General features: G+C 57.0%; 14 protein-coding genes. 6 read left to right on the top strand and 8 right to left on the bottom strand.

Going from position 1 to position 13,215, the window contains the following annotated elements; translation table 11 throughout:
* Positions 1-39 precede the first annotated feature (39 nt).
* Together N037_RS07120 and N037_RS07115 are read right to left on the bottom strand one after the other, a co-directional pair.
* Complete coding sequence (locus tag N037_RS07120) at positions 40-411, bottom strand: type II toxin-antitoxin system VapC family toxin (RefSeq protein ID WP_032639936.1); 372 nt, start codon at positions 409-411, stop codon at positions 40-42.
* Positions 412-413: 2 nt separating this feature from the next.
* Positions 414-656, bottom strand: coding sequence for a ribbon-helix-helix protein, CopG family (locus N037_RS07115; RefSeq protein WP_032639934.1), 243 nt, complete (start codon positions 654-656; stop codon positions 414-416).
* A 199-nt stretch (positions 657-855) separates the two neighbouring features.
* Here N037_RS07115 and N037_RS07110 point away from each other — a divergent pair, with 199 nt between their 5' ends.
* On the top strand, positions 856-1,773 hold the full coding sequence (locus N037_RS07110) for an alpha/beta hydrolase (protein WP_032639932.1): 918 nt from the start codon (positions 856-858) through the stop codon (positions 1,771-1,773).
* A gap of 11 nt (positions 1,774-1,784) precedes the next feature.
* On the opposite strand, the gene fabY is transcribed toward N037_RS07110, so the two are convergent.
* The 6 genes from fabY to N037_RS07080 all read right to left on the bottom strand — a co-directional run bounded on the left by fabY (position 1,785) and on the right by N037_RS07080 (position 6,531).
* Entirely contained in the window at positions 1,785-2,726 is a 942-nt protein-coding gene (gene fabY / locus N037_RS07105) for a fatty acid biosynthesis protein FabY (RefSeq protein ID WP_023333882.1), read from the bottom strand.
* A gap of 44 nt (positions 2,727-2,770) precedes the next feature.
* A complete protein-coding gene (dtd, locus tag N037_RS07100) occupies positions 2,771-3,208 on the bottom strand; it encodes a D-aminoacyl-tRNA deacylase (RefSeq protein ID WP_008501836.1) in 438 nt (145 codons plus the stop codon).
* Entirely contained in the window at positions 3,205-4,086 is an 882-nt protein-coding gene (locus N037_RS07095; RefSeq protein WP_023333883.1) for a virulence factor BrkB family protein, read from the bottom strand. The genes dtd and N037_RS07095 overlap by 4 nt, the downstream gene beginning before the upstream one ends.
* Positions 4,080-4,679: a glucose-1-phosphatase gene (yihX, locus tag N037_RS07090; protein WP_032639930.1), complete on the bottom strand. Its 600-nt coding sequence runs from the start codon at positions 4,677-4,679 to the stop codon at positions 4,080-4,082. Before yihX ends, N037_RS07095 begins: the two co-directional genes overlap by 7 nt.
* A 120-nt stretch (positions 4,680-4,799) precedes the next feature.
* Positions 4,800-5,600, bottom strand: coding sequence for a DeoR/GlpR family DNA-binding transcription regulator (locus N037_RS07085; protein WP_032639926.1), 801 nt, complete (start codon positions 5,598-5,600; stop codon positions 4,800-4,802).
* A gap of 34 nt (positions 5,601-5,634) precedes the next feature.
* Positions 5,635-6,531, bottom strand: coding sequence for a sugar kinase (locus tag N037_RS07080; protein ID WP_032639986.1), 897 nt, complete (start codon positions 6,529-6,531; stop codon positions 5,635-5,637).
* A 155-nt stretch (positions 6,532-6,686) separates the two neighbouring features.
* Here N037_RS07080 and yihU point away from each other — a divergent pair, with 155 nt between their 5' ends.
* The 5 genes from yihU to N037_RS07055 are packed head-to-tail and all read left to right on the top strand — an operon-like array spanning position 6,687 to position 13,195.
* Positions 6,687-7,577, top strand: a complete 891-nt coding sequence (gene yihU / locus N037_RS07075; RefSeq protein ID WP_032639924.1) for a sulfolactaldehyde 3-reductase — start codon at positions 6,687-6,689, stop codon at positions 7,575-7,577.
* 17 nt (positions 7,578-7,594) lie between these two features.
* A complete protein-coding gene (gene yihT, locus N037_RS07070) occupies positions 7,595-8,470 on the top strand; it encodes a sulfofructosephosphate aldolase (RefSeq protein ID WP_023333889.1) in 876 nt (291 codons plus the stop codon).
* 14 nt (positions 8,471-8,484) lie between these two features.
* Positions 8,485-9,726 carry a sulfoquinovose isomerase gene (gene yihS, locus N037_RS07065; RefSeq protein WP_023333890.1) on the top strand — a complete coding sequence of 414 codons (1,242 nt, stop codon included), beginning with the start codon at positions 8,485-8,487 and terminating at the stop codon, positions 9,724-9,726.
* A gap of 16 nt (positions 9,727-9,742) precedes the next feature.
* Positions 9,743-11,767: an alpha-glucosidase gene (locus N037_RS07060; protein ID WP_032639922.1), complete on the top strand. Its 2,025-nt coding sequence runs from the start codon at positions 9,743-9,745 to the stop codon at positions 11,765-11,767.
* Positions 11,768-11,812: 45 nt separating this feature from the next.
* Positions 11,813-13,195, top strand: coding sequence for an MFS transporter (locus tag N037_RS07055; protein WP_032639920.1), 1,383 nt, complete (start codon positions 11,813-11,815; stop codon positions 13,193-13,195).
* Positions 13,196-13,215: the final 20 nt, after the last annotated feature.

Raw genomic sequence — 13,215 nt, 5'->3', positions numbered from 1 at the left:
TCTCCTGTGAGAGTGCCGGGCGGCGCGAGCTTGCCCGGCCTACAGTTGATAAGGTAAAACCACCCCGGCGATGCCCTGAAAGTCTTTGGTGTTCCGGGTGATTAACGGGCAATTTCTGCTTTGGGCAGTCGCTAAAATAATGGCATCCGGAAGTTTCATGCCATGCTTCTCGCGGAGCACTACGCTTCTTTCCGCTATCTCTCGGGTTACATCAATAATCTCAAAAGCGCCCATTACCGCCGCTGTTTTCGCTTCATGACCATGCTTACGTGCCCCGACCATGACTTCCATCCATGTGATTAGACTGATCGCTCGGTGCGATGCTGCGCTTTCGATTGTATTTGCTGCCTCGACGCGATTATTGAAAAGGTCGATCAGAATGTTGGTATCAAACACCGCCATGTGTTCCATACCTACCACTCCTCACGCAGCTTACGTTCATACTCAAGCCCGTCCTCTTTTCTGTCTCCCCACAGACCAAGCGCATTTCGGATAACAGAAGAACTCTGCTGGTCGAGATATTGCTCAATTGCTTCACGCAGTAATTCGGCACGAGGTTGGTTACGCAGCTGCTTCAGATTATCCAGTCGTTGAATTACGTCATCAGACAAATCGATCAGAATTCTGCCCATATCAAGATCCGCGAAAAGACTCATATATCACCTTAGTATATCACCATTGTCTATTTTTAAGGCAACATACGCTTTCATTCAGAAGGGTTAAAGCCCGTAGCTATAGTTTTCCTGCTATTTGCGAAGCGCTTTCCAGATTTTTAGTCCTCGACAATTTTCTTATTTTCTTTTGAATTAAACCAGGTTATAAAACTGTATATCCATACAGTTAAAGGGAATTTTCATGGCACTGGAACAGGGTATTGCGCAGCTGGTTCAGGGATTTATCGCTGCAGGCCGGCCTTCGTCACGTCGACAGCCCATTGAGGTACGACGAGCAGGGTACATTGCCAGCACGGGGCTTGCCGGGAAGACAGAAACGCGCGTTCAGGTGGAGACGCTAGTGCTTGAGGGCCTTACCATTCGGATATTTGCACCTCTTAATGCCCCTGAAATATTGCCTGCTGCCATCTACTATCACGGCGGATGTTTTATCAGCGGCGGCTTTGAAACCCATGACAACCAACTCCGTCAGTTAGCCTGCTACGGCAATTGCCGGGTGATCGCGATTCAGTACAGGTTGGCACCAGAGCATACCTTCCCCGCCGCACATGACGATGCAGAAAGACGTGCGAATCTGGTCTGGCAGTATGCAGACGAATTAGGCGTGGATAAGAACCGGCTCACCCTCTGTGGGGACAGCGCAGGAGGGCATCTGGCGCTGGTAACGGCGCTGCGACTTAAGGTTAAAAAGCTGTGGCAACCTGTACAGCTTATTCTTATCTATCCCATGCTCGATGCCACGGCCAGTTTTGAAAGCTATGCCCTTAATGGCACGGATTATATTATCACCCGCGATACCCTGCTCAGCGGGTATGAAATGTATCTCGCAGAGACTGACCGCCAGCATCCGGAAGCCAGCCCACTGTGGCGGGATGATTTTAACGGTCTTCCGCCAGTGCACATTATTACCGCAGAGTACGATCCGCTATGCGATGAGGGAGAAATGTTGTATCAGCATCTGACTGAGCAGGGTGTGAAGTGTACCGCTCAGCGCTGGCTGGGCGTCATCCATGGCTTCTTTCAGCTTGGCGGGGTTAGCCAGTCAGCACGAGACGTTATACGGGACATCGCCTGGCGGATTCACTCCGCCCAGCGATAACAACGGAGGGATTATTCCTCCTCGTTACCGCCCTCTTCATACGCGCCAAAGGGCTTCGCCGGAAGAACGATATAGGTACCTTCAAACACCGCGCCCGGCGTTTTATCGCCAAACAGCTCTACCTGCATTTGTACGCGAGCTTTGCGACCGCGTGCCAGACGGTCAAGATCGCCGCCCAGCGAACCCAGATCGGCCACGGCGCTCGGCTTGCCGCTGATCGGCGCACTGTAGCGGATATGGGCATCGGCCAGAATGATGGTGCCGCCGAGATGACGCTCGCGCAGCATCAGCCAGATCAGTCCCCAGCCGGTGAGCGTGGCGAGTGAAAACAGGCTGCCGGCAAACAGAGTATGGTGCGGGTTCTGATTGCCGGTTTCCGGCATGGTGGTAATGAATTTCTGCCCTGTGTACTGCTGAATGCGAACGCCCATTTTTTCGCTGAGCGGAATATGCTGATACCAGGCCTGCTGGAGTTGCCCGCACCAGTCGGCGCGATGCAGTATGTCATCCAGCGTGGCGATGGGTTTGATCATCAAAAAGTGACGAATCGGCGTGGTTTGCGGGGCGGTAATTTCCCCCTGATTCACAAAGCCGAGCTTAGCAAAGAACTCGACGGCGTCTTCACGGGCGCTACAGGTGACGCGCTTCACCCCTTCCTGACGGGCGACGGATTCCAGCGTCATGGCCATCAGGGTGCCGAGCCCTTTGTCCTGCACGGAGGGATGAACGGCCATAAAGCGAATAGACGCTTCGTTGTCGGCGTTGATATACAGACGCCCCACGGCGACGAGATTACCCTCTTCATCAACCACCATCTGGTGGTGCGCCATTGCGTCCCAGGCGTCGCGTTCAGATCCTTTCGGCTGATGCAGTGGCTTGCGTAGCATTTCCCAGCGGAACTGGTAATAAGCATCTAACTCTTCTTCCGTTTGCGGTACTCGAAGGTGATACATAGCTGTACTCTCTCTTGTTACCCGCGGCCACGCCGCCAGTTGGCTCATACCTGGAGCCAGAATGTGACGGGGCCATCGTTCACCAGCGAAACCTGCATATCTGCAGCGAATCGTCCGGTTTGCGTATTCATTTCCTGCTGGCGACAACGCTCAACAAAGTACTCGTAAAGTGCTTCTGCACGATCCGGCGCGGCGCCTTTAGAGAAACTCGGGCGCATGCCGCGCTCGGTATCCGCTGCCAGCGTAAACTGGGAAACCACCAGCACGCTGCCGCCCGCCTGCTGGACGTTCAGGTTCATTTTACCTTCCGCATCGCTGAAAATACGGTAGCCCAGCACGCGCTCACACAAGCGGTTGGCTTTTTGTTCGTCGTCATCCTTTTCGACACCTAACAACACCAAAAGTCCTGGGCCAATTTCACCCGTCACCTCTCCCTCCACGGTGACGCTGGCACGGGTTACGCGCTGTATCAATGCAATCATGGTTGGTCTGCTTCTTGTTGTTTTTCAGCTGCTGCTGCTTTTTTAAGTTCGCGGTATACACCGAGAGTGACAGTTATTTCAGCCCCAAGCAAGACGATACACCAGGTCCAGTAGACCCAGACAAACAAAATGGGGATCACCGCCAGCACGCCGTAAATCAGCTGATAGGACGGGAACATGGTGATGTAGAGGGCAAACCCTTTTTTGCCCAGCTCAAAGAGCAACGCCGCCACCAGCGCCCCCACGACCGCATCGCGGTTAGGCACGCGCGTGGTTGGTACGACGCTATAGAGCAGCCAGAACGAGAGCCACGACAGGATCAATGGAAAAATGCGAAGCCCATTATCAATAACGCCGTTTAAATCACTCGCCCAGCGCAGGGAAAGAAGGTAAGAACTGATTGCCAGGCTCGCCCCGGCCAGCAACGGCCCCAGCGTAAGAATCATCCAGTACACGGCAAAGGAATAGACCTTTGGTCGTGCCTTTTTACTCCGCCAGATGGTGTTCAGCGCGTTATCAATGGCGTACATCAACAACAGCGCAGTGACGATAAGACCGCATGCCCCCACAGCCGTCATCTTGCTGGAGTTGGCGACAAACTGCTCAATGTAGTTCTGGATGACATCCCCGGTTGCAGGGATAAAATTCGCGAAGACAAAATGGCGAAGCTGCAGGCTAACGTCCGCAAACATTGGAAAAGCGGAAAACAGGGCAAAGATAACGGCCACCAGCGGCACTAATGAGAGCAACGACACGTAGGCGAGGTTACCCGCCAGCGTGGTCATGTTGTCCTCATCAATGCGGTGCCAGAGCAGCTTCAGCCAGGCCCTCAGCGGACGAGTATGATGCGTGGCTTTTTGATGAACGGTTTTTAACATAGCTGCTTCGCAAAGTAGTTTGGTATCGTCTCTTTTCCGGTCACCAGAATTGACGTGATACCCAACTGGTTAGCTCCCTCTATATTATCGGCGTTGTCGTCGAAAAAGACCGCATCGGCCGCGGTGAATCCCTCTGACTGCAGAACAGCCTGATAAATTCGCGCTTCAGGCTTACGCATCCCCATCTCCTGCGAAAGGTAGATCTTATCGGCCGCCGCCTTAACTTCAGGGTATTCCTCAGGCCAGAACGTGGTGTGCAGACGGTTGGTATTTGACAACACAACGACCCGATGCCCCTGCTCGCGCAGTTTGTGCATAATGTCGATCGCTTCAGGCCTGATGGCGACAAATACTGCCTGCCAGCCGTGTGAAAACTGCTCATAGCTTAGCGGTAGATCCATCTCCTGACAGAAACGTTCAGCAAACTCCTCATCGCCGATCTCGCCGCGTTCATGCTGATGGAAGGTCTCCCCCATAGTGAAATTCTGTTTCAATGTCGCCAGCGGAACGCGGCTAAAGTCGCTCCATGCACCCAGCACGCGATTAAAATCGATATCGACGATTACGTTTCCTAAATCAAAGATATAAAGCATGTTTATCTCCTGCTCGCCGTGGAAAAATAACTGTAGCGGGAAAGAGAAGGTTTGGCTATGCGCCAGATTCAGCTTAAAGAAAGGAATGGCCCGGACGTGAATACCGGGCCAGAAGAGGCGTTAACCTGCCTGCTGTTCATCGGTTGAAATCACTTCAACAATTTCAACTTTGCTGGATTTGAGATGATTTTGCAGCGCCGAACCGGGCAGTTCGTCGGTGAAGAGCGCCGTCGCCTGCGCAACATTGCCAATTTCCACCGCCGCAGACGCCTGATATTTCGTATGATCGGCCGCTAACAGAATGTGGCGAGAGTGGGCCATCATGGTTTTCACCACGCTGGCTTCATTGACGTCAAATTCCATCATCGCACCGTCGTGTTCGATCGCCCCGACGCTGGTGACCAGGTAATCCGCACGGAATCCCGATACGAACGCCGTGGCCGCCGGGCCGATAATGCCGCCGTTATGTGGACGCAGCGTGCCGCCCGGCACCATGACTTCAAAGCGCGGATTCTTATACAGAATATGCGCCACCCGCAGGCTGTTGGTGATGATGCGCAGATGATTATGGTTAAGCAACGCCCGGGCAACATGCTCCACGGTCGTCCCGATGGTGATAAAGATAGTTGAGCCATCGGGAATATAGTCCGCAATCGCCTCAGCAATTGCCCGCTTCTCTTCGGTAAGCGAGACTTCGCGCTGCTCGAATGCCGTGTTCACCACGCTGGATGCCCTGCCCGCGCCGCCGTGATGACGCGTGATTAGCCCCTGCTCGCTGAGCTTGCGGATATCCCGGCGCACCGTTTGCGTGGAGACATCCAGCAGCTGTGCCAGTTCATCAATGTTCATATAGCCGCGATCGGCAATCAACGTCAGCAGCTGATCGTGACGCGGGTTGCCGGTCAGTTCGGTAAGGCTCATGGGCTGTCCTCTGAAAACCATCACGCCCCGCATTTTATACAAAAAGTGACAAAAAAGAGCGGGTTTGATCACAGTCGGGTATACCCGCACGCCCGCCGGGCCTTGTGCATTTCAGGGCTGCGACGGCGCTGGCAAAACGCACGGCATCTGCGGCGGGCAATTTCTGCCCCAGGCTGACCGCCAGCGCGCCGTGGAACACGTCGCCCGCCCCGGTGGTATCAATAACGTTCACCTCAAAGCCGGGCTGATGGCACATCATGTCATTTTCCAGCCAGAAGCAGCCGTCTCGCCCCTGCGTGACGTAAACATGTCCATTTGTGAGCGTTTGTGCTTTTTTCAGCGCGTCTTCGCTTTCCTCCCGCTGCGTTAAGCGCCGAAGTCCCGGTGCGGAGAAGGCCGCGTGATCGCTTAAGGCAACCAGATCCGCAATGTCCTGCGGGGTGACATCCGCATCAAGAAGGGTCGGCACACCCTGCTGACGGGCAAGGGTAAACGCCTGCTTTGCGCCGTCATGCCAGCGCACGTCCGCTAACACGATATCCCATTGCGAGAAGTCGATTTCACGCAGCCAGTCTGCCGCGGCAGGGAGATCGGGGCTGGGATAGTTCGCAATCACGCGCTCCCCGCTGCCGTCAACCAGCACCGCAGACTGTGACGAACGCGCATCTTTAACCACGCGCGTGTAGCGGGTATTCACCCCCAGGGACTCCAGCTCCGCCAGCAGCCGTCTGCCGGTATCGTCGTCCCCCACCCGACCAATAAAATCCACTTCCGCGCCCAGCTTTGCCGCCGCCACGGCCGCCGTTGCCGCCGGACCGCCGCCCACTTCCGTATAGTCTTTTGCGACATATTTCCCACCTTCTTTAGGTAAATCATCGAGATACCAGATGCGATCCAGCACGGTTATGCCGACACAAACGATGCGAGTCATGGTGATTCCTTCTGCAATTTCTGATGCTTTCATTTTAATTTCATCAAATGTTTAAAAAGTGACCCGTGTCAATTTTTTGACTATAAATTACAAATACGATCAAAAACAGACAACACAAACGCGCAGAAATTGACACGATGTGACAGGAGAGAGGCATGTCAGCAATCGCATTTATCGGATTAGGACAGATGGGCGCGCCAATGGCGACGAATCTGTTGAAGCAAGGCCACCAGCTTAACGTTTTTGACGTGAACCCGCAGGCGGTTCAGGCGCTGGTGGAGAACGGCGCACGAGCGGCGGCAACACCCGAGCAGGCCGCAACGGCTGCTGAATTCGTGATTACCATGCTGCCAAACGGCGACCTGGTGCGCAGCGTGCTGTTCGGCAAGCACGGCGTATGCGAAGGGTTATCCCGCGACGCGCTGGTCATTGATATGTCCACCATTCACCCGCTGCAAACCGACGCGCTGATCCGCGACATGGCTGAACGCGGCTTCAGCCTGATGGACGTGCCCGTCGGACGCACCTCTGACCATGCCGTCGCCGGGACGCTGCTCCTGTTGGCTGGCGGCACGGCGCAGCAGGTTGAGCGTGCCACGCCCGTATTAATGGCAATGGGCAATGAGCTGATTAACGCCGGCGGGCCGGGTATGGGCATTCGCGTGAAGCTTATCAATAACTATATGAGCATCGCCCTCAACGCCCTGTCGGCAGAGGCGGCCGTGCTGTGCGAAGCGCTCGGTCTCTCCTTTGACGTGGCGCTAAGGGTGATGAGCGGCACGCCTGCGGGTAAAGGCCACTTCACCACCTCATGGCCGAACAAGGTGCTGAAAGGGGATCTTTCACCCGCCTTCATGATCGACCTTGCGCATAAAGATCTGGGGATCGCCCTGGACGTGGCCAACCAACTCCACGTTCCGATGCCGCTGGGCGCGGCCTCCCGCGAAGTTTACAACCAGGCACGCGCCGCCGGGCGCGGGCGCGAAGACTGGACGGCCATTCTTGAACAGGTTCGCGCATCTGCCGGGCTGAAAAAATCACACTGATACGAAAGGACTGAGGAATGACGATGTACACCCTGAAAGATATCACCCGACCTTCCGGCGGTTTTGCGATGCTGGCCGTGGACCAGCGCGAAGCGATGCGCCTGATGTTTGCTGCGGCAGGCGCGCCGGTGCCGGTAACCGACCAGCACCTCACGGATTTTAAGGTTAACGCGGCGAAGATTCTGTCGCCGTACGCCTCTGCCATTCTCGTCGACCAGCAGTTCTGCTATCGCCAGATTGTGGCGCAGCAGGCCGTCGCCAAAAGCTGCGCGATGATTGTGGCGGCCGACGAGTTTATCCCGGGTAACGGCATTCCGGTCGACAGCGTGGTGATCGACAAGAATATTGACGCGCAGGCGGTGAAACGCGATGGCGGCAAGGCGCTGAAGCTGCTGGTACTGTGGCGCAGTGATGAAGATCCGCAGCAGCGTCTTGAGATGGTGAAGGCGTTCAACACGCTGTGCCACGACAACGGGCTGTTGAGCATTATCGAGCCGGTTGTGCGTCCGCCGCGTCGCGGTGCCGCGTTTGACCGTGAACAGGCGATTATCGACGCGGCCAAAGAGCTGGGTGACAGCGGTGCCGACCTCTACAAAGTGGAGATGCCGCTGTTTGGCAAAGGCACGCAGCCGGCGCTGCTGGCGGCCTCGCAGAAGCTGAACGAGCACATCGCTATGCCGTGGGTGATCCTCTCCTCCGGCGTGGACGATAAGTTATTCCCGCGCGCCGTGAGCGTAGCGATGCAGGCAGGGGCATCGGGCTTTTTAGCCGGTCGCGCCGTCTGGTCATCGGTGATTGGCCTGCCGGATACGGAGCTGATGCTCCGCGATATTTCCGTACCAAAACTGCAGCGTCTGGGTGAGATCGTCGACGAAATGATGGCTCGCCGTTAAGAAAGGACCCGAACATGAAATGGTTTAACACCCTGAGCCATAACCGCTGGCTCGAACAAGAGACCGACCGCATTCTCGATTTCGGTAAAAACGCCGCCGTACCAACCGGCTTTGGCTGGCTGGGCAATAACGGGCAGGTGCGCAGCGATATGGGCACCCATCTGTGGATCACCGCCCGCATGCTGCACGTGTATGCGGTGGCGGCGAACATGGGGCGCCCCGGCGCGTACGCCCTGGTTGAGCACGGCATTAATGCCCTGAACGGTCCGCTGCGCGACAAACAGCACGGCGGCTGGTACGCCTGCGTAAACGATGAAGGCGTGATTGATGCGTCCAAGCAGGGCTATCAGCATTTCTTCGTCCTGCTGGGCGCGGCGAGCGCCGTCACCACCGGCCACCCCGAGGCGCGCAAGCTGCTGGACGACGCCATCGAGGTGATTGAGCGCTACTTCTGGAGCGAACAGGAGCAGATGTGCCTGGAGTCCTGGGACGAAGCCTTCAGCAAAACGGAAGATTACCGCGGCGGTAACGCCAACATGCACGCCGTGGAAGCCTTTCTGATTGTCTATGACGTGACCCACGACCGGAAATGGCTCGACCGCGCCCTGCGTATCGCCTCGGTGATTATTCACGACGTGGCGCGCAAAGGAGAGTATCGCGTTAATGAGCATTTCGATACGAACTGGAACCCGATCCGCGATTACAACATCGATAACCCCGCCCACCGCTTCCGCGCCTATGGCGGCACACCGGGGCACTGGATTGAGTGGGGCCGCCTGATGCTGCACCTGCGCGCCGCGCTGGAAGCCCGCTTTGAAAACCCGCCGGAGTGGCTGCTGGAAGATGCGAAAGGCCTGTTTCACGCCACTATCCGCGACGCCTGGGCACCCGACGGGGCCGACGGGTTTGTCTACTCCGTGGGCTGGGACGGTAAGCCTATCGTGCGCGAACGCGTGCGCTGGCCGATCGTCGAGGCGATGGGCACGGCTTATGCCCTCTACACCGTCACCGGTGAGGCGCAGTACGAAGCCTGGTATCAGAAATGGTGGGATTACTGCATCAAGTACCTGATGGATTACGAAAATGGTTCCTGGTGGCAGGAGCTGGACACCAATAACGAAGTGACCACCAAAGTCTGGGACGGCAAGCAGGATATTTACCATCTGCTGCACTGTCTGGCGATCCCCCGCCTGCCGCTTGCGCCGGGCTTAGCCCCAGCCGTAGCCGCCGGATTACTGGATAGCCTGGCCAAATAATAAAGACGGAGTTTTTATGCGTACCCTACATAATATTGACCTGAAAAATAACGAAAGTGGTTTCACCCTGCGCTGGCAGGACCGTCTGATTTTATCCCACACCGCGGATGCCCCTTGCCTGTGGATCGGCGCAGGCGAGGCGGATATCGAGATGTTTCGCGGCAACTTCAGCATCAAAGACAAGCTCAACGAAAAGATTGCCCTGACGGACGCGACCGTCACGCACCAAAGCGCGGGCTGGGCGATCCGCTTTACCCGCGGCGATGCGGTGAGCGCGACGCTGCTGGTGGGCGTGGATGGCGAAGGCCGTCTGGAGCTGAAGCTGAAAAATGACGCCACCAGCCATAACCGCATCTGGCTGCGGCTGGCGGCCCAGCCAGAAGATCATATCTACGGCTGTGGCGAGCAGTTCTCGTATTTCGATCTGCGCGGCAAGCCGTTCCCGCTGTGGACCAGCGAGCAGGGCGTGGGCCGCAATAAGCAAACCTACGTAACCTGGCAGGCCGACTGCAAAGAGAACGCGGGCGGCGACTACTACTGGACCTTCTTCCCGCAGCCCACCTTCGTGAGCACCCAGAAGTACTACTGCCACGTGGACAACAGCTGCTACATGAACTTCGACTTCAGCGCGCCGGACTTCCACGAGCTGGCGTTCTGGGAAGATAATGCCACATTGCGCTTCGAATGTGCGGAAACCTACGTCGATCTGCTGGAAAAACTGACCGGCCTGCTGGGGCGTCAGCCTGAACTGCCGGACTGGGTGTACGACGGCGTGACGCTGGGTATTCAGGGCGGCACCGACGTGTGTCAGCAAAAGCTCGACGTTATGCGCCAGGGCGGCGTGAAGGTGAACGGTATCTGGGCTCAGGACTGGTCCGGCATCCGCATGACCTCCTTTGGCAAACGCGTAATGTGGAACTGGAAGTGGAACAGCGCGCTCTATCCGCAGCTTGATGAGCGGATTGCGCAGTGGAAACAGGAAGGCGTGCAGTTCCTCTCCTATATCAACCCGTACGTCGCCAGCGATAAAGATCTCTGCGAAGAGGCGTCGAAGCGCGGCTATCTGACCAAAGATGCCGACGGCAAGGATTACCACGTTGAGTTCGGCGAGTTCTACGCGGGCGTTATCGACCTGACCAACTCGGAAGCCTACAGCTGGTACAAAGAGGTGATTAAAAAGAACCTGATTGAACTGGGCTGCGGCGGCTGGATGGCCGATTTCGGGGAGTATCTGCCGACCGATACCTTCCTGCACAACGGCGTGAGCGCGGAGATCATGCATAACGCCTGGCCTGCCCTGTGGGCGAAATGTAACTACGAAGCGCTGGAGGAGACCGGCAAGCTCGGGGAGATCCTGTTCTTCATGCGCGCGGGCTACACCGGCAGCCAGAAGCACTCGGTGATGATGTGGGCCGGGGATCAGAACGTCGACTGGAGCCTGGACGATGGTCTGGCGTCCGTCGTACCGGCGGCGCTGTCGCTGGCGATGACCGGGCACGGGCTGCACCACAGCGACATTGGCGGCTATACGACCCTCTTCGAGATGAAGCGCAGCAAAGAGCTGCTGCTGCGCTGGTGCGACTTCAGCGCCTTTACGCCGATGATGCGTACCCACGAGGGCAACCGCCCTGGCGACAACTGGCAGTTCGACGGCGACGCGGAAACCATCGCCCACTTCGCGCGCATGACCACCGTGTTCACCACCCTGAAGCCGTACATCAAAGCTGCGGTTGCGCAGAACGCGAAAAGCGGCCTGCCGGTGATGCGCCCGCTGTTCCTGCACTACGAGGACGACGCGCGCGCCTTCACGCTGAAATACCAGTATCTGTTTGGCCGTGACCTGCTGGTGGCGCCGGTTTATGAAGAGGGCCGTCGCGACTGGACGCTCTATCTGCCGCAGGACAGCTGGGTCAATGCGTGGACCGGGGAAACCTGCCAGGGCGGTGACGTCACCGTTGATGCCCCGCTCGGCAAACCGCCGGTGTTCTATCGCCAGCACAGCGAATGGGCAGATCTGTTTAGCACCTTACGTCATATCTGATAAGGCTCGCCCGCAGGGAAACCTGCGGGCAGACGGAGAATAATAATGAGTCAACTTACTTCCGATCCGGCAACCCTGCGACTGCCGTTTAAAGAAAAACTCGCCTACGGGATGGGCGACCTCGGCTCTAACATCCTGCTGGATATCGGCACGCTCTATTTGCTGAAATTTTACACCGACGTGCTGGGGCTTCCGGGCACCTACGGCGGGATTATCTTCCTGATTGCGAAGTTCTTTACCGCCTTCACCGACATGGGGACCGGGATCATGCTCGACTCCCGGCGCAAGATCGGCCCGAAAGGGAAGTTCCGCCCGTTCGTACTGTATGCGGCCTTCCCGGTGACGCTGCTGGCGATTGCCAACTTTGTCGGCACGCCGTTTGAGGTAACCGGCAAAACGGTGATGGCGACGGTGCTGTTCATGCTTTACGGCCTGTTCTTCAGCATGATGAACTGCTCCTACGGCGCGATGGTGCCCGCCATTACTAAAAACCCGGACGAGCGCGCGTCGCTGGCCGCCTGGCGTCAGGGCGGCGCCACGCTGGGCCTGCTGCTCTGTACCGTGGGTTTTGTGCCAGTGATGAACCTGATTGAAGGTAACGACCAGCTTGGGTATATCTTCGCTGCGACCCTCTTCTCGCTGTTCGGGCTGTTCTTCATGTGGTGGTGCTATAAGGGCGTGACCGAGCGTTACGTCGAGACACAGCCTGCAAACCCGGCGCAAAAACCGGGCCTGCTGCAGTCGTTTCGCGCCATCGCCGGGAACCGTCCGCTGTTTATCCTCTGCATCGCCAACCTGTGCACGCTGGGCGCCTTTAACGTCAAACTCGCTATTCAGGTCTACTACACGCAGTACGTGCTGAATGACCCGATCCTGCTGTCGTATATGGGCTTCTTCAGCATGGGCTGTATTTTTATCGGCGTCTTTATGATGCCCGGCGCGGTGCGGCGTTTTGGCAAGAAAAAGGTCTACATCAGCGGGCTGACGATTTGGGTGGCGGGCGATCTGCTCAACTACTTCTTCGGCGGCGGATCGGTGAGCTTTGTGGCGTTCTCCTGCCTGGCGTTCTTTGGCTCCGCGTTTGTGAACAGCCTGAACTGGGCGCTGGTGTCCGATACCGTGGAATACGGCGAGTGGCGCACCGGCGTGCGCTCCGAGGGGACGGTCTATACCGGCTTTACCTTCTTCCGGAAGGTATCGCAGGCGCTGGCGGGCTTCTTCCCGGGGATCATGCTCACGCAGATCGGCTATGTACCCAACGTGGTGCAATCCGCCGGAACGGTTGAAGGGCTGCGGCAGCTGATATTTATCTACCCGAGCCTGCTGGCGGTCATCACCATCGTGGCGATGGGCTGCTTCTACAACCTCAACGAGAAGATGTATGTGCGCATCGTGGAAGAGATCGAACTGCGCAAACGTACGGCATAAATGACGTGAGAAAGCGCCCT

This window comes from Enterobacter sp. EGD-HP1 (genome assembly GCF_000733275.2).
GTDB lineage: Bacteria > Pseudomonadota > Gammaproteobacteria > Enterobacterales > Enterobacteriaceae > Enterobacter.
Note: the sequence above shows the minus strand (reverse complement) of the source record. Positions and strands in the feature narration are given on the sequence as shown.